Source organism: Allorhizobium pseudoryzae (assembly GCF_011046245.1).
GTDB classification, from domain to species: Bacteria; Pseudomonadota; Alphaproteobacteria; order Rhizobiales; family Rhizobiaceae; genus Neorhizobium; species Neorhizobium pseudoryzae.
The window spans coordinates 831,718-855,482 of the sequence record NZ_CP049244.1 but is presented as its reverse complement, the minus strand read 5'-3'; the positions used below and the strand labels follow the sequence as shown (position 1 = coordinate 855,482).

Annotated in this window: 22 protein-coding genes; 13 read left to right on the top strand and 9 right to left on the bottom strand. The window is 63.8% G+C overall.

The features are described from left to right. Positions 1 to 10 precede the first annotated feature (10 nt). From G6N78_RS22825 to G6N78_RS22800, 6 genes are all read right to left on the bottom strand, one after another. Positions 11 to 1,078 carry a phosphotriesterase family protein gene (locus G6N78_RS22825; protein ID WP_165224315.1) on the bottom strand — a complete coding sequence of 356 codons (1,068 nt, stop codon included), beginning with the start codon at positions 1,076 to 1,078 and terminating at the stop codon, positions 11 to 13. Between the two features lie 4 nt (positions 1,079 to 1,082). Further along, complete coding sequence (locus G6N78_RS22820) at positions 1,083 to 2,087, bottom strand: ABC transporter permease (protein WP_165224313.1); 1,005 nt, start codon at positions 2,085 to 2,087, stop codon at positions 1,083 to 1,085. Then, positions 2,084 to 2,893 carry an ATP-binding cassette domain-containing protein gene (locus tag G6N78_RS22815; RefSeq protein WP_165224311.1) on the bottom strand — a complete coding sequence of 270 codons (810 nt, stop codon included), beginning with the start codon at positions 2,891 to 2,893 and terminating at the stop codon, positions 2,084 to 2,086. The genes G6N78_RS22820 and G6N78_RS22815 overlap by 4 nt, the downstream gene beginning before the upstream one ends. Beyond that, on the bottom strand, positions 2,890 to 3,843 hold the full coding sequence (locus G6N78_RS22810; protein WP_165224309.1) for an ABC transporter substrate-binding protein: 954 nt from the start codon (positions 3,841 to 3,843) through the stop codon (positions 2,890 to 2,892). The genes G6N78_RS22815 and G6N78_RS22810 overlap by 4 nt, the downstream gene beginning before the upstream one ends. A gap of 35 nt (positions 3,844 to 3,878) precedes the next feature. Beyond that, positions 3,879 to 4,904, bottom strand: a complete 1,026-nt coding sequence (locus G6N78_RS22805) for a LacI family DNA-binding transcriptional regulator (protein ID WP_165224307.1) — start codon at positions 4,902 to 4,904, stop codon at positions 3,879 to 3,881. A 346-nt stretch (positions 4,905 to 5,250) separates the two neighbouring features. Next, a complete protein-coding gene (locus tag G6N78_RS22800; protein ID WP_165224305.1) occupies positions 5,251 to 6,660 on the bottom strand; it encodes an FAD-dependent oxidoreductase in 1,410 nt (469 codons plus the stop codon). Positions 6,661 to 6,781: 121 nt separating this feature from the next. Here G6N78_RS22800 and leuC point away from each other — a divergent pair, with 121 nt between their 5' ends. From leuC to G6N78_RS22735, 13 genes are all read left to right on the top strand, one after another. Then, complete coding sequence (gene leuC, locus G6N78_RS22795) at positions 6,782 to 8,227, top strand: 3-isopropylmalate dehydratase large subunit (protein WP_165224303.1); 1,446 nt, start codon at positions 6,782 to 6,784, stop codon at positions 8,225 to 8,227. After that, positions 8,228 to 8,848, top strand: coding sequence for a 3-isopropylmalate dehydratase small subunit (gene leuD / locus G6N78_RS22790; RefSeq protein ID WP_165224301.1), 621 nt, complete (start codon positions 8,228 to 8,230; stop codon positions 8,846 to 8,848). An 85-nt stretch (positions 8,849 to 8,933) separates the two neighbouring features. Then, complete coding sequence (locus G6N78_RS22785) at positions 8,934 to 9,818, top strand: GntR family transcriptional regulator (RefSeq protein ID WP_165224299.1); 885 nt, start codon at positions 8,934 to 8,936, stop codon at positions 9,816 to 9,818. Continuing rightward, positions 9,787 to 11,010: an ABC transporter substrate-binding protein gene (locus tag G6N78_RS22780; RefSeq protein ID WP_165224298.1), complete on the top strand. Its 1,224-nt coding sequence runs from the start codon at positions 9,787 to 9,789 to the stop codon at positions 11,008 to 11,010. Before G6N78_RS22785 ends, G6N78_RS22780 begins: the two co-directional genes overlap by 32 nt. A 71-nt stretch (positions 11,011 to 11,081) precedes the next feature. Beyond that, the gene (locus G6N78_RS22775; protein WP_165224296.1) at positions 11,082 to 11,954 is read left to right on the top strand and encodes a branched-chain amino acid ABC transporter permease; all 873 of its coding nucleotides are present in this window, start codon (positions 11,082 to 11,084) and stop codon (positions 11,952 to 11,954) included. Next, on the top strand, positions 11,951 to 12,919 hold the full coding sequence (locus tag G6N78_RS22770) for a branched-chain amino acid ABC transporter permease (protein ID WP_165224294.1): 969 nt from the start codon (positions 11,951 to 11,953) through the stop codon (positions 12,917 to 12,919). Before G6N78_RS22775 ends, G6N78_RS22770 begins: the two co-directional genes overlap by 4 nt. Next, complete coding sequence (locus G6N78_RS22765) at positions 12,919 to 13,665, top strand: ABC transporter ATP-binding protein (protein ID WP_165225419.1); 747 nt, start codon at positions 12,919 to 12,921, stop codon at positions 13,663 to 13,665. The genes G6N78_RS22770 and G6N78_RS22765 overlap by 1 nt, the downstream gene beginning before the upstream one ends. Beyond that, positions 13,658 to 14,356, top strand: coding sequence for an ABC transporter ATP-binding protein (locus tag G6N78_RS22760; protein WP_165224292.1), 699 nt, complete (start codon positions 13,658 to 13,660; stop codon positions 14,354 to 14,356). Before G6N78_RS22765 ends, G6N78_RS22760 begins: the two co-directional genes overlap by 8 nt. Positions 14,357 to 14,537: 181 nt before the next feature. After that, positions 14,538 to 15,455 carry an isocitrate lyase/PEP mutase family protein gene (locus tag G6N78_RS22755; protein WP_165224290.1) on the top strand — a complete coding sequence of 306 codons (918 nt, stop codon included), beginning with the start codon at positions 14,538 to 14,540 and terminating at the stop codon, positions 15,453 to 15,455. Beyond that, on the top strand, positions 15,452 to 17,188 hold the full coding sequence (locus G6N78_RS22750) for a hydantoinase B/oxoprolinase family protein (protein ID WP_165224288.1): 1,737 nt from the start codon (positions 15,452 to 15,454) through the stop codon (positions 17,186 to 17,188). The genes G6N78_RS22755 and G6N78_RS22750 overlap by 4 nt, the downstream gene beginning before the upstream one ends. Beyond that, entirely contained in the window at positions 17,185 to 19,257 is a 2,073-nt protein-coding gene (locus G6N78_RS22745; RefSeq protein ID WP_165224286.1) for a hydantoinase/oxoprolinase family protein, read from the top strand. The genes G6N78_RS22750 and G6N78_RS22745 overlap by 4 nt, the downstream gene beginning before the upstream one ends. After that, positions 19,257 to 19,862, top strand: a complete 606-nt coding sequence (locus G6N78_RS22740; protein ID WP_165224284.1) for a cysteine hydrolase family protein — start codon at positions 19,257 to 19,259, stop codon at positions 19,860 to 19,862. Before G6N78_RS22745 ends, G6N78_RS22740 begins: the two co-directional genes overlap by 1 nt. 218 nt (positions 19,863 to 20,080) lie before the next feature. Beyond that, positions 20,081 to 20,740, top strand: coding sequence for a peroxiredoxin (locus G6N78_RS22735; protein WP_165224282.1), 660 nt, complete (start codon positions 20,081 to 20,083; stop codon positions 20,738 to 20,740). On the opposite strand, the gene G6N78_RS22730 is transcribed toward G6N78_RS22735, so the two are convergent. The 3 genes from G6N78_RS22730 to G6N78_RS22720 are packed head-to-tail and all read right to left on the bottom strand — an operon-like array spanning position 20,735 to position 23,588. After that, positions 20,735 to 21,538, bottom strand: coding sequence for an ABC transporter ATP-binding protein (locus G6N78_RS22730; protein ID WP_165224279.1), 804 nt, complete (start codon positions 21,536 to 21,538; stop codon positions 20,735 to 20,737). The two genes, G6N78_RS22735 and G6N78_RS22730, sit on opposite strands and share 6 nt — an antisense overlap. Continuing rightward, the gene (locus G6N78_RS22725; protein WP_165224277.1) at positions 21,535 to 22,560 is read right to left on the bottom strand and encodes a FecCD family ABC transporter permease; all 1,026 of its coding nucleotides are present in this window, start codon (positions 22,558 to 22,560) and stop codon (positions 21,535 to 21,537) included. Before G6N78_RS22725 ends, G6N78_RS22730 begins: the two co-directional genes overlap by 4 nt. Continuing rightward, positions 22,557 to 23,588: an ABC transporter substrate-binding protein gene (locus tag G6N78_RS22720; protein WP_165224275.1), complete on the bottom strand. Its 1,032-nt coding sequence runs from the start codon at positions 23,586 to 23,588 to the stop codon at positions 22,557 to 22,559. The genes G6N78_RS22725 and G6N78_RS22720 overlap by 4 nt, the downstream gene beginning before the upstream one ends. Positions 23,589 to 23,765 lie beyond the last annotated feature (177 nt).

The window sequence follows — 23,765 nt, the reverse complement described above, 5'->3', positions numbered from 1 at the left end:
CCGTCGTTGATCAGGCCTGCGCTTCGAAAACCGAGCGCGGGTTGGCCCGCATGAGAGTGTCAAGGGTAACGTCGTCCAGCCCGTGCCGCTTCAGGCGGGGCAGGAAATGCTTGAGGATATAGGCATAACCGTTGCCGCCATACCGCGTCAGCATCATCTTCAGGAAGACGTCGTGGGAGAGCAGGATACGATCGAGATGCCCTCGTTCAATCAGCGTAACGATGGCGCGGGCCGCCTCTTCGTCGCTCGGGCATTGCACCTGCTGGTCGGCATAGAAGAAATCCATGCCGATCATGTCGTATTCGATGAAGGCGCCGCGGCTTGCCAGTTCGCCCTGATAGTCGATATCCTCATGCGAGGGGTTCATGTGGCAGAGAAGGGTGTGGCGAAGATCAGCACCTTCCTCTTCCACAACATCGAGAACCCTGTGACCCGGCCGGTACCAACCCGGCAGATGCACCATCAGGGGCAGGCCGGTGCGAACCTGCGCCCGCGCCGCGCCGCGCAGCGATTTCTCTTCCTCCGCGGTGAATTCCGCCGAGACGCCGATTTCGCCGATCAGGCCGATCCTGACGCCCGTTCCATCGACACCATGGATCGCCTCGCCGACAATCTCGTCGGCGATCTGATCGATGCTGAGTGTCGCCACCTTCTGCGGATGGGAGGAAGCCAGGTAATAGCCCGCCCCCATCACGATGTTGAGGCCCGTCGCTTCAGCGATCCTCTTCAGCGCCAGCGGATTGCGCCCGATGCCCTGACAGGTCGGCTCCACCACCGTGTGCCCGCCAGCAGTGGCGAAATCCTTGAGTTCGGCAATCGCCAGCGGTTCGTCATCCAGCGTGATGTTGTGCTTGTTGACGAAGGGATCCTGGCGAAGTTCGCCGAGGATTTCCATGCAGACGAAGCCTTCGGCCAGATATTGCCGCTCCGGCGTCTTCGGCGCATGCCACCAGCAGCGGCAATCGTTGAGGATATGCTCGTGCATCAGCGTGACGCCGAGCCTCTCCACCGGCACCGGACCGCACACGGTCATGACATGACCGGAGCCCACATGACCTTCCGACAGTTCACTGACCATGGCCTCACCCCTTCTTCTTTCCGCCGAAGCGGAAGTTGGTGGTAAAGATCCGGGTGTTCAGCCAGATGGCGGCAAGGATGATCGCTCCGGTGACGATCTGCGTGAAGAAAGGCGAAATGTGCAGAAGGATGAGGCCATTGCCGATGACGGCAATCGTCATGGTGCCGAGCACCGTGCCGAGGATCGTGCCGCGCCCGCCCATCAGCGAGGTGCCGCCAAGCACGACGGCGGCCACCACCTGCAGTTCGAAACCGACCGCCGCATTCGAGGAGCCCGACCCCAGACGCGCTGCAATCAGCAGGCCTGCGATGGCGGACGCCACGCCCGCCACCAGATAGACCGAGGCGAGGATCCACTTGGCCGGCATGCCGACCCGGCGCGCCGCCTCGAGGTTTGACCCGACGGCAACCACCCGGCGACCGTAACGTGTCGAGGAGAGCACGACATAACCGATGACGGTGACCACAATCCCGATCAGGGCCGGAACGGGCATGCCGAACAGGTCCCCGCGACCGAGGTAGAAGAAGCCCGGCGCATCCGGGATCGGCACCGAATAGCCTTGCGTGATGTAGAGCGCCACGCCGCGCAGGATGGAAAGACCGGCCAGCGTCACGATGAAGGCCGGAATGCCCTGATAGGCGATGAACCAGCCCTGCAAGAGGCCCAGCACCCCGCCCAGCATCAGCATGGCGACCAGGACCAGTGGCCAGGGATAGCCCGCCGCGAGCAGGATGGCACCCACCGCATTGATCAGGGCCACCATCGAGCCGACGGAGAGATCGATCCCGCCGGTGATGATGACAAACGTCATCGCCACGGACACGATCAGGATCGGCGCTGCCTGCCGCACGACGTTCAACAGGTTGCCCGCCGTGAGGAAGGTATCGGTGGTGACGGTGAAGAAGGCCATGCAGGCGAAAAAGAAAACCGCGATCGAGAGAACCTGCGCGTTCTCGGCGACGAAATCCGCCACCGGCGATCCCTTGGCCCGTTCAGTGTAGACGGTCAATGTCGATCTCCCACGATGAGTTTGACGAGATCTTCCAGGCTGGTCTCGCCGATCTGCCGCTCCGCCACCTTCGTGCCCTCGTACAGGACGGCAATGCGATCACAGACCCGGAAGAGGTCCTGCAGACGGTGGGTGATCAGGATGACGGAAACGCCTTTCGCCTTCACCCGGTTGATCAGCGAAAGCACCGCTTCCACCTCCGCCACGGCGAGCGCCGAGGTCGGCTCGTCCATGATCAGAACCTTCGGGTTGAAGGAGGCGGCACGCGCAATCGCGATGGCCTGCCTCTGTCCGCCGGAAAGCTTCTCCACCTTGGCCGTCAGCCGCGGGATGCGAATTTCCAGCGCATCCAGCATCTTGCGGGCTTCCGTCAGCATGGTCGGACGATCCAGGAAAGGCCCCTTGGTGATTTCGCGACCGAGGAAAAGATTGCCGACCACGTCGATATGGTCACACAGGCTCAGATCCTGGAAGACCATTTCGATGTTGCGGTTGCGCGCCTCCGCCGGACCGGAAAAGCGGACCTCTTCGCCATCCATGGTGATCGTGCCGCCATCCGGGATATAGGTGCCGGAAATCACCTTGGTGAGGGTTGACTTACCGGCAGCATTATCCCCAACAAGGCCGAGGCATTCGCCGGGGTAGATATCGAGATCGACACCGCGAAGTGCCTGGTGCGAGCCGAAGGTCTTGCGAATGCCCTGCAGGGAAATCCGCGGCGCCGGAGCCGTCGAACCGGGTTGCCGGGGGATGGGCACTCCCCCGGCGCCGGAGACAGCGGCTGAGTGCTGTCCGTCGGCAATCATTTGAAGACCGCGCGGTAGGGCTCGACATTGGCCTTGGTCACGATGGTGACCGGCACGGCGATGGTCTTCTCGACGGTGCCTCCGTCGGACACCGTCTTCAGGGCCTTCACGGCGGCGGCCCCCATGGCGGCCGGATCCTGCTGGATGACGCCGGCGACATAGCCTGCATCGATACCGGCGATCGCCTGCTTGGTCAGATCCCAGCCGAAAACCTTGATGGCCTTCTGCTTGCCCTGGCTTTCGACAGCGGCGACGGCGCCGAGCAGAGCCGGCTCGCCAGTGGCGTAGATCGCGGTCATATCCGGGTTGCCGGTGATGAGGTTTTCGGCCGCCGAAAGCGCCGTATCCTGCACGTTCTGGCCATCAACGACGCCGGCCTTGGTAATGCCCGCCTGATCCTTCAGCGTATCCTCAAAGCCCTTCTGGCGAACGTTCTGGATGAAGGAGTTCAGCGCACCGACGACGCCGATCTTCGCCTTGCCGCCCATGTCGGACTTGACGTAATCGAGGAAGAACTTGCCCATGTCGGCGCCGGCCTTGGCGTTGTCCACGCCGATCTGCGCCTTCTGCGGGCCATCCGGCAGGATGGCGTCGATGGCGACGACCGGAATGTTGGCAGCCGCCGCCTGCTTGACGGCCGGCATGATGCCGTTCACGTCGATGGCAACCACGGCAATTCCATCCACCTTCTGCTGGATGTAGGTCTCGATGGCGCTGTTCTGTGCGGCCGGATCGTTGTTGGCGTTGAAGATCACCAGCTTGACGCCGGCGTCCTTGGCGGCCTTCTCAGCACCTTCGTTCATCTGGTTGAAGAAGAGCGCCTGCTGGTTGATCTGAACCAGGGCAATCGTCTTTTCCGCGGCCGAGGCCAGGCCTGCCGAGAGGCTCACGCCCGCCAGCACCGTGGCCGCGAGTGCTGCGGAAACATATCTGCGTTTCATGAATGTCATTGTGTTCGTCCTCTGTTGATTATTGTGCGTTGCTTTTATGTGGTCGACGGCGGCGCAACGGAGTTCCGCACGACGATTTCGACGGGCAGCAATTCCTCCGTGGCGGAGGCAGATCGCTTGTCCCAATTGGTTTCCAGAAGCAGCGACAGCGCGCGCTGACCGATGGCCCGGACCGGCTGGCGGATCGCTGTCAGAGCCGGCGCGAAGAGATGCAGCGGCGCGACATCGTCGAAGCCGATCATCGACACGTCGTCCGGAATGCGAATTCCCTCGGCCCGCAGAACCTCCATCATGCCGATAGCGATTTCGTCGGAACTCGCGAAAATCGCGCTGGCGGGGCGGCCTTCCGCCAGGAACTGCCGAGCGGCGTGACGACCGAATTCAACGGTATAGTCGCCGCAATACCGGTGAAGCGCGGCATCGCTGCCGAAGCGCGCGGAGAGGGCGGCCAGACAGCCCTGATAGCGGCGCTGTGCGCTCAGCATGTCGTCGGCGCCTCCGACATAGAGAACCCGCCGATGGCCATGGTCGGCCAGATGCGCGCCGGCCAGGCGCCCTCCCTGCTCATTATCGCAGAACAGTTTCGGAACGAGCGCGCCCTGCACGTCTTCGTCCACGACAACCACCTTGCCGGTCGCATTGATCAGCTCGGCCAGTTCGTCGGTTTCAGGATGGTTGGTGATGAAGACGAGGCCATCGACGTGATTGCGGGCCAGCAGCCGCAGATAGGACAGCTCGCGGCCGGTACGGTTCAACGTCGCAAACAGCGATACCGCGAGACCCTGCTGGTCTGCCGCCTCTTCAACCGCAGCCACAAGCACGCCGAAAAACGGGTTGGCGATATCCGGGACCACCAGTCCGATCGTGTCGGACCGACCGCGGCTGAGGCGCCTCGCATGCGGATTGGGGACGTAGTTGAGCTCGCGGATCGCCGTATCGATGCGTGCCTTGGTTTCGGCAGGCAATTCCAGCGAGCCGTTCAACAGGCGCGACACGGTGGCAACCGATACGCCGGCCGCCTGGGCCACGTCCTTTAGGCTGGTTGCGCGCATGGGCGCCATTCAACATGCTCCCGTTCCCCTGCCACCGGACTTTAAAGTCTCTCAAGGCAATCTTGTAAACCGCTTTAGTAAAGCGCTTTACTGAATCCATTTTAGATCCGCCTTGTCAAGCGCGCTTGTGAGCGCCTCTTGAGGATTTTTGTGACGCGGGGGCAGAGGGAGATAGCAAGGCTGCAGCGCCAAGGCCGTCCACAACCTTTAGGGCGTGACGCAAACGGGTGGACCTGCACGCACGCAGGCCACGACGAACATAATGCCTTCCCACCGCACTTCGATTGACAACGGCAATGGATCGACTGGAGGCTTGCAACATCCGCACATCGTGCGGCGGTGACGGCGCCGTCGTCTAACCGCGTCCTGCCGCAACGGTCGCCCCAGCCGTCCGTCCCAGGGTCACGGCCGTCAGCAGACCATTGCCGGAGAGGTAGCCGGAGGCGTCGTTGCCGGAGACACCGCATGCCGCGCCGCCGGCCGCATAAAGATTGGGAAGGGGCGTACCATCGGGACGCAGAACACGGGCCTGCGTATCGATGACCAGCCCACCCTGGGTGTGGAAAAGAGCACCGGTGACGCGGACGGCGCAATAGGGCGCGGACAAGGGTTGTGATCCGGCGAAATCGCGGCCGAAGCCATCCTCCGCACCCGCCTGTTTGCAGGCATCGACCGCTTCGGCAGTGCGCCGCAGCGCCTCTTCGGGCAGGCCCATGCGCACGGCCAGTTGCGGCAGGCTGTCGGCAGAAAGCACCGCCCCCATCGCTTCGGCACGACGGAAATCCTCGAACTGCCGGGTGATCGCCGCGATACGCGCATCGAAGACGGTCCAGGCCACGCCATCCGGCTGCTTGAGCACTTCTGCAGCCTGTTCGGAATAGCCCTTTGCCTCGTTGGAAAAGCGTTCGCCCTGACTGTTGACCTGGAAGCCGCCTTCGGTGATCGTCGCCCAGGAAATCAGGATGCCGGCGGGATGGGCAACCGAACCATGCCCCTGGTGGCCATTCAGATGACGGGTGGCGGCACCGAGCGCCTGCCCCCACGACAACGCGTCCCCCTGATTGCCGGCATGGCCGAAATAGGTGGCATCCGCGAGCGACGGAATGTGCTCGGCTACCAGCGCCCGATTGCCACCATAGCCGTTGCAGGCAAGAATCAGCCGATCGCAGCCGATCTCCTCCACGCTTCCGTCGGGCCGCGCAAAGGCCAGCCCGAGAACACGATCGGTTTCATCGGCGAAGAGCGTCGTCACATGCGCATCGCAAATCACCGGAATCTCGCAGGCTTCGGCAGCCGCCCGCAGGGCATCGATCAGTTCTTCACCGGAGCGCGAGACAAGTCCGTGCATGCGGCGTGCCGAATGGCCTGGATAGCTGAAATCCTCGATAACCGAAAATTTGAGATCGTGGCGGTCTGCCAGCCATTCGAGCACCGGTCCGGCAAGGCGGGTGACGTGATCGACGATCTGCGCGTCGGGTTCCCCATGCGCCTTCCGGAGAATATCGCTCGCAAAGAGTTCCGGTGTATCGACGATGCTGGCGGCCCTTTGCCAGCGTGTGGCGGCGGCTGGAACAAGACCTGCCGACAGGGCGGTCGAGCCACGCGGCAGGGGATCGCGCTCCAGAACGAGCACCTCCTCGCCCGCCTCATGGGCAGACAGGGCTGCCACAAGGCCCGCTGCCCCCGCCCCGATGACAACGAGCGGCACCCGGTAATCGAAGGCTTGTTCTGCAACACGAACACATTGGGACACGATCGGCTCCATTCCCCTACCAGACAGTTATCTGCCGCTTTGAAGAAACATTAAGCTGTATTATTTTTAAAACAACATTTGATTTCCAGTCGCGCTCATGCCTAAATTCCGGCACCGAGCGAGGAAGACGGGAATGGGTATCAGAGCCGAAGCGGGTCCGAGGACCCTGTTCGACAAGGTGTTCGATCAGCATGTCGTGACAGCGCGGGAAGACGGGCAATGTCTTCTTTTCATCGATCGGCATCTCTTGCACGAAGGCTCGTTTCACGCCTTCGACAAGCTCCGGTCACGCGACGCCAAGGTCGCCCGACCGGATCTCACCTTCGGCATCGAAGATCATTACGTTCCCACCCGGACACGGGACCTGACGGCCATTGATCCGGCGATCGCGAACATGATCCGCCAGTTGCGCGACAATAGCGCTCGGCATGGTCTTCGGCTGTTCGGCCTTTCCGATCCGGCCCAGGGGATCGTCCATGTGCTCGGCCCCGAACAGGGCCTGACGCTGCCGGGACTGACGATGGTTTGTGGCGACAGCCACACCGCAACGCACGGCGCCTTTGGGGCCATCGCCTTCGGTATCGGCGCCTCCGAAGTGGCGCATGTGCTGATGACCCAGACGCTCTGGCAGAAGAAGCCGAAACGCATGCGCATTCGTGTGGAGGGCAAGCTTCCTCCAGGCGTATTCGCCAAGGACATGGCGCTATCGATGATCGCTACCATCGGCGCCGATGGGGCCGCCGGCCACGCAATCGAATATGCCGGCAGCGCCGTTCGTGCGCTCACCATGGAAGGCCGGCTGACGCTCTGCAACCTCTCCATCGAAGCCGGCGGACGCTGCGGCATGATTGCGCCGGACGAGACCACCTTCGCCTATCTGAAGGACCGGCCCTACGCCCCGGCGGGCCAGATGTTCGATCGAGCCGTCGAAAGCTGGACAGCGCTCTTGGGCGATGAAGACGCCCCGTTCGATCGGGAGATCGTGCTTGATGCGGGCGAGATCGCACCCATCGTGACCTGGGGCATCAGCCCCGAGGATGCTGCCCCGATCACCGCCAGCGCACCGGACCCCGACCGGATGAACGATCCGGCCCGCGCCGCCCATGTGCGCGAAGCCCTAGATTATATGGGCATCCAACCGGGCCAGCCGCTGACGGAGATCGCCGTGGATCGCGTCTTCATCGGCTCCTGCACCAACAGCCGCATCGAGGACCTGCGCGCCGCCGCCGCCGTTCTTGCCGGGCGGCGCGCCCGCATACCGGGACTGGTGTCGCCGGGCTCGGCGGTCGTCAAGCGGCAGGCGGAAGAGGAAGGTCTCGACCGGATTTTCACGGAGGCCGGGCTCGAATGGGTCGATGCGGGCTGTTCGATGTGCGTCGGCATGAACGGCGATCTCGTGCCGCCCGGCGAACGCTGCGCCTCCACCACCAATCGGAACTTCCGGGGGCGCCAGGGGCCGGGGAGCCGTACGCACCTGATGTCGCCGGCCATGGCCGCCGCCGCCGCCGTGACCGGACACCTGACCGACATGCGCCCGCTTCTGGCGGGTCGCGAGACAGGCCTGACGGGAGAGCACTGAATGGACGCCTTCAAAAGTCTCGATGCAATTGCCTGTCCGCTGCCGCTTTCCGGCATCGACACCGATCAGCTGATCCCGGCCCGTTTCATGAAGCGCTCCCGTGCCGATGGTTACGGTGACTACCTGCTGCACGACCTGCGCTTTGACGAAAGCGGTCAGCCGAGACCGGATTGCCCTCTGAACATGCCACGCTGGCAGGGTGCGAAAATCCTGGTGACGCGGCGCAATTTCGGCAGCGGCTCGTCGCGGGAAGCGGCGGTCTATGCGCTCGCCGATTATGGTTTTGCCTGCGTCATCGCCCCGTCCTTCGGCGATATCTTCGCCAGCAATGCCGTCAACAACGGCGTGCTGCCGGCCACGGTAACGGAGGAAGATGGCGAGGCGCTGCTGGCCGGCCTGGAAAGCGGCGATGGCACCGCCCGCGTCGATCTCGAAACCTGCGAGATTTGGGCGGCAAACCTCGTCATCCCGTTCCGCATCGATCGCGTCTGGCGCACGAAGCTGCTGAACGGCTGGGACGATATCGACCTGACCATGAGCCATTCGTCAGCTATCGAGGCCTTTCAGGCGCAGGACTCCCTTACCCGCCCCTGGCTTGTGCCCACTGTGCACGGACCGTGACGCTCCGCCCACGGAAAACCAATTGACAAGACAGAAATCTGTATCTTTTATAGAACAACTAAATGTCTTCCAGGAAAGACAGACAATGACACGAACCGCCGCGACGGCAGAGCCCATGAAGGCCCACCGGCTCTATCTTCTGCTCCGGGAACAGATCCTGAGCGGCGAGGTGCCGGATTCGGCGAAGCTTCCGAGCGAGCCGCAACTGGCGCAGGAGCACCGGGTTTCGCGGGTCACGGTCCGGCGGGCGCTGGACAAGCTCGCAAGCGACGGCATGATCGAACGCCGTCCCGGCTCCGGTACCTTCGTCAGCGGCGGGCATGCGCGCATGCCGGTGGTGGCCGATCTTGCCAATGCGCTGACCCATCTGGTGGAGATGGGCCGCAAAACCGGCGTGCGTTTGATTGCCTTCTCGTATGTCAACGCCACGCCGGCTCTGGCCGAGGAGTTGAAACTCGAGCCTGGCGAGCGGCTGCAGCGCTCCATTCGCGTGCGCCTGATCGACGGGCAGCCGTTTTCCTATCTCGTGACCCATGTTCCGGAGCGCATCGGCATTTCCTATTCCGAGGCTGACCTGGCCTCGACGCCGCTGCTCGAACTTCTGGAGCGCTCCGGTCTGGTCGCCGACAAGGCCCAGCAGATCATCGGGGCGACGCTGGCGAGCCCGGACGTCGCGGCTGCCCTCGATGTCGAGATCGGTGCGGCGCTCCTCTCCATGACCCGCGTGGTCTACGAGGCCTCCGGACGCGGTATCGAGCACCTGCAGGCGCTCTACCGTCCCGACCGCTATTCCTTCCACATGGAACTTGCCCGCACAGGCGACCGCGGCGCGCGCCGCTGGACGGCGGCCGACAGCCGCGGCCTGACCGAGGCCAATGAAAATAACGACAAGAAGAATGCCCGCGAGAAGCGGCCACCCCTCAAGAGGAGAACAACACATGACACTGGTCGAGACCCATCTGAAACGTAGAACCATCCTCAAGGGCGGCGCCGCAGCCCTTGCCACGCTCTCGGCACCCGCGGTGCTGCGCGCCGCCGAACCCGCGCCGATCAAGGTCGGCATTCTGCAGCCGGTGACCGGGGCGCTGGCCCAGGACGGCGAGTATGGCCGCTTGGGCGCGGAGCTTGCCATTGAAGACATCAACAAGGCCGGCGGCATCAAGTCGCTGGGCGGCGCCAAGCTGCAGATGGTGTTCGGCGATGCCCGCTCCAACCCGGAGGCCGGCACGCAGGAAGTCGAGCGCATGCAGGAAGAGGGCGTCATCGGGATCGTCGGCGGCTTTGCAAGCCCCATCTGCCTTGCCGCCTCGCAGGCTGCCTCGCGCTACGACCTGCCCTATCTGGTGGATGTCGGCGTGTCCGACCAGATCACCGGACGCGGTCTGAAGAACACCTTCCGTTTTGCCCCCGGCTTTTCAATCTGCACCGCCGCCGCGATCCAGAACCTCGTGCGCATCAACGAGGCCGCCGGCAAGCCGGCAAAGACCGTGGCGCTGGTGCACGAAGACGGCCTGTTCGGCTCTGGCCTTGCCAAGCTGATGGCGACCGAACTGCCGAAATACGGTTTCGAGATCCTCGATCAGATCGCGGTGCCGACACCTTCGCGCGACCTCTCCAACGTGACGCTGCGTCTGCGCAGCCTCAATCCGGACCTCATCATCCCGAGCACCTATTACGGCGAAACCGTTCTGCTGGCCCGCACCATGCAGCAGCAGCGCGTCCGCCCGAAGGCCGTCTACGCCGTCCTCAACGGTGCGGCCTCCAACCGCCGTTTCGTCGCCGAATTCCCGGAAGCGGCCGAAGGCGTGATGGACTGCAATCACTGGTACGATCCGCGCAACGCGAAATCCCAGGCGGTGCAGGCCCGTGTCGAAGCCGCCGGCAAGCCGTACAACTACAACATCCCGCTGAACTACTCCTCCGTTGGCCTGCTGGCGGATGCTTTGGAACGGGCGGGAGCTGCCGAACGCGGCAAGGTCATCGAGGCGCTCAACACCTCGACCTTCAAGGACCATTTGATGCCCTATGGCGAGACGAAATTCGTCAACGGCCAGAACATGGGTGCCGCACCGGTTTCGACGCAGGTTCAGAAGGGCCAGATCAAGGTCGTCTATCCGAGCGACTTTGCCGACGCAAAGCCGATGTTCCCGGCCAACGGCTGAGGTTGCCGATCCGTGGCAGGTCCCGTTCCGGCGGGATCTGCCTCCTGTAACGCAACCTTGCGGACTGGACGATGTATTCCCCAACCATTCTCATCGAGGCGATGATCAACGGGCTGCTGACCGGCGCGATCTACGCGCTGATCGCGCTTGGGCTGACGCTCGTCTACGGCGTGCTGCACATCATCAACTTTGCCCATGGAGCCATCCTCGCCAGCGCCATGTTCGCCGTCTGGGGCCTGAACGTGCTGGGCGGGATCGACCCCTATCTGTCGATCCTTTTTCTTGCACCGGTCTTTTTCGCTCTCGGTTATGGCGTCCAGCGCCTGATCATCGGACCGGCAGCCAAAGACGATGACGGCAATATCCTGCTGATCACGCTGGGGCTCTCGATCTTCATCGAAAATGCGCTGCTGGCCGGTTTTGGCTCCGATACGCGGTCGATCAGCTCGGATTTCTCCTTCTCGGTCGTTGAAGCAGGTCCCTTCCTGATTTCGTCCCCTCGCCTCGTCGGTTTTGCCGGCTCGCTCGTCGTCACCGCCCTCCTCTGGTTCATCATGAGCCGCACGGATGCCGGCAAGGCGATCCGCGCTGTTGCCAAGGAGAAACTCGGCGCCAGTCTGATGGGGATCGATGTCGGCCATGTCTACGCGCTGACCTTCGGCCTCGGCTGCGCGGCCCTTGCCGTTGCGGCCGGTCTGCTGATGCCGACCTTCTATGTCAATCCGCGCGTCGGTGGCGCATTCGTCAACATTGCCTTTACGATCGTCGTTCTCGGCGGCATGGGCTCGATCCCAGGCGCCATGATCGGCGGTCTTCTCATTGGTCTCGTGGAAAGCCTGAGCGGACTGCTCCTGGGGGAAAGCCTGGGCCAGATCGGCATCTTCATCATCTTCATCCTGGTCCTGCTCCTGAAGCCGACCGGCCTGTTCGGAGCAAAGGCATGAAGCTCAGCGGTTATATTCCCATTGCTGTGGTAACGGCCGCGCTTGCGGTCGTGCCGTTCATCTCCTCATCCAATACTCTCTTCAACTTCATGGTGATGTCGCTGATCATAACCTTGGCGGCCCAGGGGTGGAACATTCTCGGCGGCGTCGCTGGGCAGACCTCCTTCGGCCATGCGCTGTTCTTCGGCGTCGGCTGCTACACGGCATCGATCCTGCAGGTCCATGTCGGCCTCAATGCCTGGGTCGCCTTCCTGCTGGCACTGCTTGCCGGTGCCGCTGCCGGTTTCATTCTCGGTTTCCTGAGTTTCCGGGCCGGCCTACGTGGTTCCTATTTCGCTCTGATCACGCTTGCCTTCGCCGAACTGATGCGGATTCTTGCCAATGCATCCGAATGGACGGGCGGAGCCGCCGGCCTTCTGCTGAAGCTCGATCCCGGCTTTGCCAACATGCAGTTCGAAAGCCGCGCCTCCTTCCTCTGGCTGGCACTCGCCTTCGTCTTCGTCGGCCTCGTCATCAGCCGGGCCATTGCCGGTTCGCGTTTCGGCGCCCATCTGGTCGCCGTGCGCGAAAACGAGGATGCCGCCCGTGCGCTCGGCGTCGATGTCCTGTCTGTCAAGCTGAAGGCGATCAGCCTGTCGGGCGCGATGACGGCGGCGGCCGGTGTGCTCTACGTTCAGAACTTTCTCTATATCGACGCCAATATCGGCTTCGGCGTCTGGATTTCGGTCGAAGCCCTGCTGGCACCGCTGGTCGGCGGACGCGGACTCGTGCTCGGACCGTTGATCGGCACCTTCACGCTGCATGGGCTTGGCGAACTGACCAAGAGTTTCGCCGGCCGCATCCCCGGCATCGACCTGATGGTGTTTGCCGTCGTGCTGATTGGCGTCGTTGCCTTCGCCTCAGGCGGGGTGCTCGGCCTCGTGCGCCGCTTTGCGCCGCGGCTTGCCCGGAGGATCGCGATATGATCTTGCGCACCGACACCATCACCATGCGCTTTGGCGGTCTGACTGCCGTCCACCAGGCCTCCCTCTCGGTTCGGGAAGGATCGATTACGGGGCTGATCGGCCCAAACGGGGCGGGCAAGACCACCCTCTTTGCCGTGATTGCCGGTTTCCTGCAGCCAACGGCTGGGCAGGTCCTCTGGCAGGGCAGCGATATGACCCGTCTCAAGCCGCATCAGCGGGCGCAGATGGGCATTGCCCGCACGTTCCAGATCGTCCAACCCTTCCAGGGGCTGAACGTGCTGGAGAACATCACCGTCGGCAGCTATCTGCGCCACCCGAAAACGGAGGACGCCATCGCAAAGGCTCGGGCCGTTGCGGAACGCGTGGGACTTGGCGGGGAGTTGGAACAGCAAGCCTCGAGCCTCACGGTTGCCGGGCGCAAGCGGCTGGAGCTTGCCCGTGCCCTGGCGACCGAACCCAAGCTGCTGCTGCTCGATGAGGTGCTGGCCGGTCTCAACCCGTCGGAAATCCGCGACATCATTCCGGTGATCCGGGCGATCCGCGACGACGGGGTGACCATCTTCATGATCGAGCATGTGATGCAGGCCGTCATGAACCTCTGCGAAGAGGTCTATGTGCTGGCACAGGGCCAGATGATCGCGGAAGGAACGCCCGCCTCCGTCTGCAACGATCCGGCCGTCATCGAGGCCTATCTCGGCAAGGGCGCCGCCGCGCGCATCGCCAACCTCGGAGGCGCCCATGCTTGAGGTGAAAGACATTCGCACCGGATATGGTGGCGTGGAAGTGCTGCGCGGCATCGACCTTTCCGTCGCCAGCGGTGAGATCGTCGCGGTGCTGGGAGCCAACGGCGTCGGCAAGACGACCCTCAACAAGGCGCTCTCCGGTCTGCTTCCCCTCGCCTCCGGCTCGATCACCTTCGACGGCAGGGCGCTTGGCGGCTCACCGATCGCCGCCGTCGAAGCCGGGCTCATCCATGTGCCGGAAGGCCGCAAGATCTTCCCCAACATGAGCGTAGAGGAAAATCTCGAGCTTGGCAGCTATCGCCGCGGACGTGCCGGACGCAGCCGCAACATCGAGCGGGTCTACGACACGTTCCCGAAGCTTCGTCAGCGCATGACGCAGATGGCCGGCACGCTCTCCGGCGGCGAGCAGCAGATGCTGGCGATCGGCCGCGGCATGATGGCTGAACCGAAGCTTCTGATCCTCGACGAACCCTCGCTCGGACTTTCACCGCTGCTGGTCGAGGAAATGTTCGACCTCGTGAAACGGCTGAACGCCGACGGCCTGCCGATCATGCTGGTCGAACAGAACGTCGTGCAGTCGCTCGAGATCGCCCACCGCGCCTACATCATCGAGAACGGGCTCGTGACCATGTCCGGCTCTGCCGCCGAGATCGCGGCCGATCCGGACCTCAAGCGCGCCTATCTTGGGCTTTGAGGAGCAAGATGATGATGCACGCACCCCATCCGCCGCTCCGCCATCGGGATCGCTCCGCCGCGTCAGGCCGCAGCGTCGGCCGCCGGATACCCCCATCGCCTGCCGTTGCGGCCCCCGCGGCCGCTGCCAATCCGCCGGACCACGCCCGTTCAAGGGTCGCTCCCGCGATGAAGGACAAGACATGACCAGCCTCAAACACCATATCTCCGACGGCAAGACGGTCGTCGCGCCCGGCGTCTTCGATGCGCTGACCGCCTCGATCGCCACGGATGCCGGCTTTTCCGCCCTGTATCTCTCGGGCGCCGCCATCGCCTATACCCGGCTCGGGCGGCCGGATATCGGTCTTGTCTCCATGACGGAAGTCGCCGATGTCATCAGCCTGGTCCGCCAGCGGGTGGAAACCCCGCTGATCGTCGATGCCGACAACGGGTACGGCAATGCGCTCAACGTGCAGCGAACCGTGAAAACCTTCGAGCGGGCGGGTGCCAGCGCCATCCAGCTGGAAGACCAGACGCTGCCGAAGCGCTGCGGCCACCTGCAGGACAAGAGCATTGTTTCAGCGCAGGAAATGGCCGGCAAGGTGAAAGCAGCCGTCGATGCACGCGCGTCCGAAGAGACGCTGATCATCGCCCGCACCGACGCCGTCGCGATCGAGGGGTTGGAAGCCGCGATCGATCGCGCTGCCCTTTATGCTGAAGCCGGCGCCGATATCCTGTTCGTCGAGGCGCCGCGCTCGGCCGAACAACTGGGTGCCGTCAGCACAGCCTTGGGTGGCCGTCGACCGCTGCTCGCCAACATGGTGGAAGGCGGCAACACGCCGATGTTCTCCGCGGCGGAGCTTGGCCGGATGGGCTACAGCATCGTGATCTTCCCGGGCGGCATCGTCCGGGCTCTGGCACGGACCGCGCAGGACTATTACGCATCCCTGCATCAGCACGGCACCAATACGCCGTTTGCCGATCGCATGTTCGATTTCGGCGCGCTGAACGAGTTGATCGGCACGCCGCAAATGCTCGACCTCGGCCGTCGTTACGAGGAATTCGACGCCGCCCACCACTCCCCATCCGCCAAGGGCAACACGAAGGACGACGCCGCATGAAAAGCGCTCTTGATCCCGTCACGCTCGCCATTCTGAACGGTCGTCTGGAGCAGATCGCCGACGAGATGGACGCGACGCTTTATCGTTCCGCCTTCAATCCGATCATTGCCGAGGCCCGCGATGCCTGCCACGGCCTCTATCACGCAGAGACGGGCGCCACGTTGGTGCAGGGCACCCGCGGTCTGCCGATCTTCGTCGGCGCCATGGCGTTTGCCGTGAAGGCGGTCATCGACAAGGTAGCGACGGACGGGGATCTGAACCCCGGCGATACCTATCTCTTCAACGATCCTTATGCCGGCGGCACGCATCTCAACGATTTCCGCCTGGTGCGCCCGGTCTTTCGCGGCGGTAAGCTCTATTGCTGGATCGCCTCCGTTGGGCATTGGCTGGATATCGGCGGCAACGTGCCGGGCGGATTCAATGCCAAGGCCACCGAGAGCTTTCAGGAAGGGGTCCGCATTCCGCCGGTCAAGCTGGTGTCGAAGGGCGTGATGAATCGCGACCTCCTCGACATTCTGGCGGCCAATTCCCGTGTGCCGACCTCCAACTACGGCGATCTGAACGGTCAGCTGAACGCGCTGGATCTCGGCGAACGGCGGCTGGCGGAACTGCTGGATGCTTATGGCGACAGCACGGTCGCCCAGGCCTTCGATGTCTTCTCGGATCGGGCCGATGCCATGATGCGCGACGCGATCCGGGCGCTGCCGGACGGAGTCTACAGTTTCGAGGACTACCTCGACAATGACGGCATCACGCCGGAGCGCCTTACCATCGCACTCGACCTCACCATCAAAGGCGACGAGATGGTGCTGGATTTTTCGCGCTCCTCGGCGCCCTGTGCGGGGCCGCTCAACATCGCCTATTCGACGGCTGCCGCCTGCTGCTATGTGGCGCTGAAGCACGTCTTCACCGCGGTGCCGGCCAATGCCGGATGCCTGCGGCCGATCTCCTTCATCATCCCGGAAACGACGCTGCTCGGCGTCAAGCCGCCGAAGCCGGTCGGCGGGTACACCGAAACGATCCTGCGCGTCATCGGCGTCGTGTTCGGCGCCTTGGCACAGGCCGATCCCTCGCGCGCGACGGCCGCTCCGTTCGGCACTATCAATGCGCTGTCGATTGCGGGCTATCGTGGCGATGGCTCCCGCTATGTGATGTTCTCCTTCTTCGGCGGCGGGCTGGGCGGCAACCCGGAAAGCGACGGTCTGAACCACGCCAACAACCCGATCTCTATGGCCACCATTCCGCCGGCGGAAATCCTGGAAGCCTCCTACCCCGTCGTCTTCACCCAATGGGCCCTTAGGCCGGATTCTGCCGGTGCCGGCCATCATCGGGGTGGCGTCGGCTCCATATATGAAGTCGAGACGCTGACCGACGCGGATGTTTTCCTGCTTGGCGAACGCGGCGTCTATGCACCACCGGGTGTCGCCGGCGGCCTGGAAGGCGGGCTCAACCGCTTCACCTGGGAGAGCGATGATGGCGAGCGCTCGCCGCCGCTCGCCTCCAAGGTCACGGATGTCAGGGTGCGCGCCGGCCAGAAGATACGTATCGAATCGCCCGGCGGCGGCGGTTACGGCAACCCGTGGACCCGGTCGCCGGACAAAGTCGCGCGGGACGTCCGTCTCGGCTTCGTCAGCCGGAAAAACGCGCGCACGTTGTACGGCGTCGAGGTGACCAAGGACGGACAGGTCGATGTGCAGGCGACCGACAGATTGCGTGAAGGAAAAGCCGCATGAACAGCCATATCAAGAGCCTGAACGGCGCGGTCGTGGGCGTCGATGTCGGCGGCACGTTTACCGACCTCTTCTATTATGAAGAAGCGACCGGAAAGTTCCGCACCGCAAAGGTCTCCTCCAATCGCGGCGATGAGGCCGTCGGCTTTATCGAAGGATTGAAATCCTTCGGCGCCATTGCCGATCTCGGCTCGATCGTGCACGGCACCACCGTCGGCACCAATGCGCTTCTGGAGCGCAAGGGCGCGCGCACCGCGCTGATCACCACGAAAGGGTTTCGCGACGTGCTGGAAATGCGCCGCCGCGACCGATTGAACACCTGGGGCCTGTGGGGTGATTTTATCCCTGTCATTGAACGCGACATGCGTTTTGAGGTGAACGAGCGCGTGCTGGCGGACGGAACGGTGCGCGAAGCGCTTGATCCAGAGGAAGTCCGCGCCGCCGCCTTGAAGGCACTCGCGGCAGGGGCCGAAGCACTCGCCATCTGCTTCATCAATGCCTATGCCAATCCGGCGAACGAATTGGCGGCGCTGGAAGCGGCGCGCTCCGTCTGGCCGAATGGCAACCTCGCCTCGTCCGCGCAGATCCTGCCGGAAATCCGCGAGTTCGAGCGCACCTCGACCACGGCGCTGAATGCCTATCTCCAGCCGGTGGTCGGCGGCTATCTCGGCAAACTGCAGGATGCCCTGAAGGGTGAGGCCTTTACCGGTCCGTTCCATATCGTCCAGTCGAATGGTGGGGTCATGTCGACCGAAACCGCCAGCCGGCTGCCGGTGCGCACCGCCCTGTCCGGCCCCGCGGCCGGCGTCATCGCGGCGGCTGCCATCTCCAAGGCGGCCGGCTATCCCAATATCATTACCGGCGATCTTGGCGGCACCTCCTTTGACGTTTCCCTGGTCGTCGATGGGCAGACCTCGCTCGCCGCCCAGACGACGATCGATTTCGGTCTTGTCGTGCGAACGCCGATGATCGAGATTACCACGATCGGCGCCGGCGGCGGATCGATTGCTCATGTCGATGCCGGCGGGTTGCTGCAGGTCGGTCCGGAAAGCGCCGGTTCACGCCCCGGCCCGGTCGCCTACGGCCAGGGCAACACCCGCCCGACCTTGACGGACGCCAATATCGTTCTCGGCCGCATCAATGCGGAGCGTCCGATCGGCGGCAAACTATCGCGTCTCGACGTGGAAGCAGCCAAGGCCGCCATTGCCGAACATGTCGCAGGCCCGTGCGGCCTTGGCGTCATGGAAGCGGCGGAAGCGATTGTCCGCGTGGCGGACGGTCGCATGGCCGGCGCCATCCGCCTCGTCTCCATCGAACGCGGACACGACCCGGCAAAATTCGTCGCTGTACCCTTTGGCGGTGGCGGCGCGCTGCATGCCGGTGCGCTCATCAAGGACGTTGGTCTTCAGGCTGCACTCGTGCCGCGGTATCCGGGCGTCACCTCGGCCCTCGGCTGCGTGATTGCGGACATCCGCCACGATCAGGTGCAGACGGTGAACCTGACGGTCGATGCGCTGGATGAGGCGGTCCTTGACGCCCGCATGGTGGCGGAGGCCGAGGCCGCAGGTCGTATCGTCCATGAGGCTGGTCTTCAGATGGAGCGGGTCGATATCCTGTTCGAGCTCGACATGCATTATGTCGGCCAGACGCACACGGTCTCCGTGCCGCTGCCGGTAACGATTGCCAATGGCTCTACGGGTGTGACCCGCCAGATCGTGCAGGACGCCTTCGATGCTGCCTACCGCGCCTCCTTCAGCCGCCTGCTGCCGGGGCTGAAGGCGAAGATCGTCAACCTGCGCACCGCCGCGATCGGCCGTCGCCCGCATTTCAGCCTGAAGGCGCTTGCGCCGGATGCCGGATGCTCGCTGGAAAAGGCCGCGCGCGGCAGTCGTCCTGTCTGGTTCGATGGAGCCTGGCACGACACCGCCATCTATGCCCGCTTGGAACTGCCGGTCGGAGCCGAGATCGAGGGGCCGGCGATCCTCGAACAGCCGGATGCCACGGTGCTGGTCGATCCGGACCTGGCGGCACGGGTCGATGAGCTCGGCAATGTCATCATTGAGAGGCGCTGATGCACAACCCCATATCCGCGGCCCAGACGGGCCTCCTGATCGTTGATCTGCAGAACGACTTTCTTGATCCGCAGGGGGCCTATGGCCGGGCGGGCCAGACGTCCTCCGATATTGCGGCGCTATCCGACCGGTTGGTGCCGCTTGCCGACCAGATCCGCACGGCCGGCGGCTGGATCATCTCCACCCAGTTCACGCTGGTGCCCCTGAAGGGCGGCGAGCCGCTCATCTCGCCGCATCTGAAGACGCTGCGGCCCTTTCTGGCGAAGGGCGATTTCGCCCCGGGCTCGTGGGGTCACCGTCTCGTGGACAAGCTCGCCCCGGCCGATATCAGCATCGAAAAGGTCGCCTATTCCGCCTTCTACATGACGCGGCTGGAATGGGTGCTGCGCAAATGCGATATCCGCAAGCTCCTCGTCTGCGGCATCGTCACCAATGGCGGCGTCGCCTCCACGGTGCGCGATGCGCATGTGCGCGATTTCGACGTGACGGTTCTCTCGGATGGCTGCGCTGCCTTTTCGCCGGACGTGCACGAAACGGCCATCGCGGCATTGAAGCCCGTCTGCCGCGTGGCGACCATTGCCGAGGTGACGACGGAGATCGTCTGACGACCGTTCGGCTCAATGTCCCTGCTACAGCCAATTAGCCTGCGCACAGGCGCAGGTATTAAGAGACGCGTGATGGCGGCGACGCGGGCAACGCTGTCATGAGAAGGCATGCGAACAGATTTTCCGGACGCGGCGACCTTTGTGAAAACCTCTGTCTGGCATTGATGGCTCGCCGGCATATGCTGGGCGCCATCAAACATCCCAGGAGGAAAACATACGTGTCCCTGCGCATCAATGACATAGCCCCGGATTTTACCGCTGAAACCACGGCAGGTTCCCTGAGTTTCCACGACTGGATCGGCGAAGGCTGGGCGGTTCTCTTCTCGCATCCGAAGAACTTTACACCGGTCTGCACGACAGAACTGGGCGCAATGGCGGGCCTCGAGGGCGAGTTCCGCAAGCGCGGCGTCAAGATCATCGGCATCTCGGTCGATCCGGTGGAAAGCCATGCCAAGTGGAAGGCGGATATCCGCACCGCCACCGGCTTTGATGTGGATTACCCGCTGATCGGCGACAAGGACCTGAAGGTAGCAAAGCTCTACGACATGCTGCCCGCCGGTGCCGGCGACAGTTCGGAAGGCCGCACCCCGGCGGACAACGCCACCGTGCGTTCGGTCTACGTCATCGGCCCGGACAAGAAGATCAAGCTGATCCTCACCTACCCGATGACGACAGGCCGCAACTTCAACGAGATCCTGCGCGCAATCGATTCGATCCAGCTGACGGCCCGCCACCAGGTCGCGACGCCGGCCAACTGGCAGCAGGGCGAGGACGTCATCATCACCGCCGCCGTCTCCAACGAGGACGCAATCGCCCGCTTCGGTTCGTTCGATACGGTGCTGCCTTACCTGCGCAAGACGAAGCAGCCGCAGTCATGACACGAGACGGGGTGTGGGGCGCTCGCCCGACACACCCCGGTCTTCTGGGCGGAAACGGATCGTGCACCCATCCGCCGCCCGTTCGACGGTCGCATGCACGTTGAACACGTCGCGGATGAGATCCTCGGTCAGCACCGAGTCCGGTCGGCCGGTCGCGACGATGGAGCCGCTCTTCATCACCGCAATCCGATCGCAGAACATGGCCGCGTGATTGAGATCGTGCAGCGCGGCAATCACCGTCAGATCCAGCCGGCGCACGAGATCGAGAAGGCCGATCTGATGGCCAATATCGAGATGGTTCGTCGGTTCATCCAGAATGAGCAGCCGCGGCTGCTGGGCCAGCGCCCGGGCGATATGCAGCCTCTGGCGTTCCCCGCCCGAAAGCGTGTGCCAGACCCGATGGGCCAGGTGCGCCATGCCGACGGCATCAAGCGCCTGGTCCACGACCGCCTCATCCTCTGCAGACCAGGGCGATGCAAGGCCGAGATAAGGCGTGCGGCCAAGCTCCACCGCCTGGCGTGCCGTCATCCGCTCGGACGTGTCCGCCTGCTGCTCGACAAGGGCCAGACGCTGCGCCAGTTGCCGGCGCGGCAGAGCCGCGAGGGGTGTGTCACCGAGCGTCACTGCGCCCGTCTTCGGACTGCGCAGGCCCGCCAGCATCGAAATCAGGCTGCTCTTGCCCGATCCGTTCGGCCCGACAATGCCGAAAAACTCGCCGGCCTCCACGCGCAGCGACACGCTACCCACAATCGTGTGCCCGCCGGTAGACCAGGACAGATCTGTTGCGTCGAGTCTCACAGGCTCGCCCTCCTTTGGCTCATGATCAGCGCGAACGCGGGCGCGCCGAACAGGGCAGTGACAACGCCGATAGGCAGCACCTGACCGGCGATCAGGATGCGGGACAGGATATCGGCGAGCACCATGAAAATCGCACCAATGACGGCCGCTGCCGGAAGCAGGGTGCCGTGACGGACGCCGACCAGCATGCGGGTGGCGTGCGGAATGACAAGGCCGACGAACCCGATCGAACCGACGAGCGACACCATGACCGCCGTCATCATGGCCGTCACTGCAATCAGCAGCGCGTAGACCCGTCGTACCGGGATACCTAGCGAGGCGGCCGATTCCTTGCCGAAAGCGAAGGCATCCAGCGAACGCGCCTGCGCCAGGCAGACCAACAGTCCGATAAGCGCAATGGGAAAGGCCAGGCCGGCATCCGGCCAACGGACACCGGAGAGGTTGCCCAGCAGCCAGAACATGATCCCGCGGGCCTGTTCGGCATTGGCCGCCTTGGTAACGATGAAGGAGGTCAGGGCGTGGAAGAGTTGGGAACCGGCGACGCCGGCAAGAATGATGGCGGCAGAGCCACGCCCGGCCCGCAACGCCAGCAGGCTCACCGCCAGGAATGCAATCAGCGCGCCGGCAAAGGCGCCGAGCGGCAGCCCGATCAACCCGCCTCCGACACCGAGGATCGCGACCGTTACGGCGCCCGTGGAGGCGCCCGCCGAAATGCCGAGCACATAGGGATCTGCCAGCGGATTGCGCAACAGCGACTGCAGAACGCCCCCCGACAGAGCCAGCGCAGAACCGCAGCAGGCCGCGACCACGACACGGCTCAACCGGTAACTCCAGATGATCCCCTCATCGATCGGGTCGATCGGATATCCGGCCTGCCAGACCCGGTTGGCAAAGGTTTTCGCGACGATCTCCAGCGGGATCGAGGTTTCGCCGATCGCCGCCCCCAGCCACAGGGAGAGCGTCAACAGAAGGAGGGCTGCCGTGGCAGCCCCCAGCTTGAGCGGCAACCCGGTCGCGGTCACCGGGGAAGGCTCAGTTCGGCAATGGCGTCGGCCAGTGCTTCGATGCCATCGATGGTGCGGATCGTCGGGTTCATGGTCTGTGCATCAAGATCCACGACACGGTTCTCCTTCACTGCCGTCATCAGACTGGTCACCGGATCGGTCTTGAGGAACTGGTGCTTGACGGCAATATCGTCGGCCGGATAGCGGCGGCGCTCCATGCGGGCGGCAACGATGATGGCGGGGTCGGCCTTGGCAATGGTTTCCCAGCCGATGGTCGGCCACTCCTCGTCGCTTTCGATGATGTTGCGAATGCCAAGCGCCTTCATGACGTAGCCGGGTGCGCCGTTCCTGCCCGCGACGTAAGGGTCTGCGGCGGGATTAGCGCTCGAAAACCAGAATACTGCCGAGAGCTTGCCATTGGCGGAGGCCACCTTCTGGCGGGCGGCCTCCTCTCGCGCCTTCAGGTCGGCAATGACGGTCTCACCCTTGTCCTGCACATCGAAGATCTGCGCGAGATCGCGGATTTCCCGGTAGATCAGGTCCATGGAGAAGGCATCGACCCGAACGCCGTCGCCACCGGAGGAATTGTCCTTGCCGATGCAATCGGAGGGCGACGTGTAGACGGGGATCTTCAGATCGGCGAACTGCTCGATCGTTCCGACCGTCCCCTTCGGGCCGACATGCCACTGGAACTGGACAGTCACGATATCCGGCTTGCGGGAAATCACGCTCTCGAAGCTCGGATCGTTATCGGCAAGGCGAGGCACCTTCGCATTGGCCTCCTCGTAGCCCTTCAGAACCGGGCCGAGCCAGACGGCGGTACCGACGGTTCTGTCCGCAAGGCCGAGCAGGTAGAGGATCTCCGTCGTGCTCTGTCCGAGAGACACCGCGCGCTGCGGCGCCCTGGCAAAGGTGAGGTCCCGACCGCAATTCTTGATTGTCACGGGATAGGTCGTCGCGGCGGCGAAGGCCGGGACGGAAAAGAGGCTAGCCCCGAGCGCAAGAGCACCGGCGGCGGCACGCATCAGGCGTGTCGTGGTCGTCATGATGGTAGATCCCAGATTGGCCAGAGATGGCACGTGTCGATGAAACGCCAAGAGCGGTCAGTCCGCTGTTCGGCAATGCGGGCCCTGGCGTCCGGGGAAAAAACTGGTCGGCAAGTGCTGTTGCCGCATCGGCAGCGTCATCATTGGTGGCTCCTGTTCCGGGCATCCCCGCCCGTG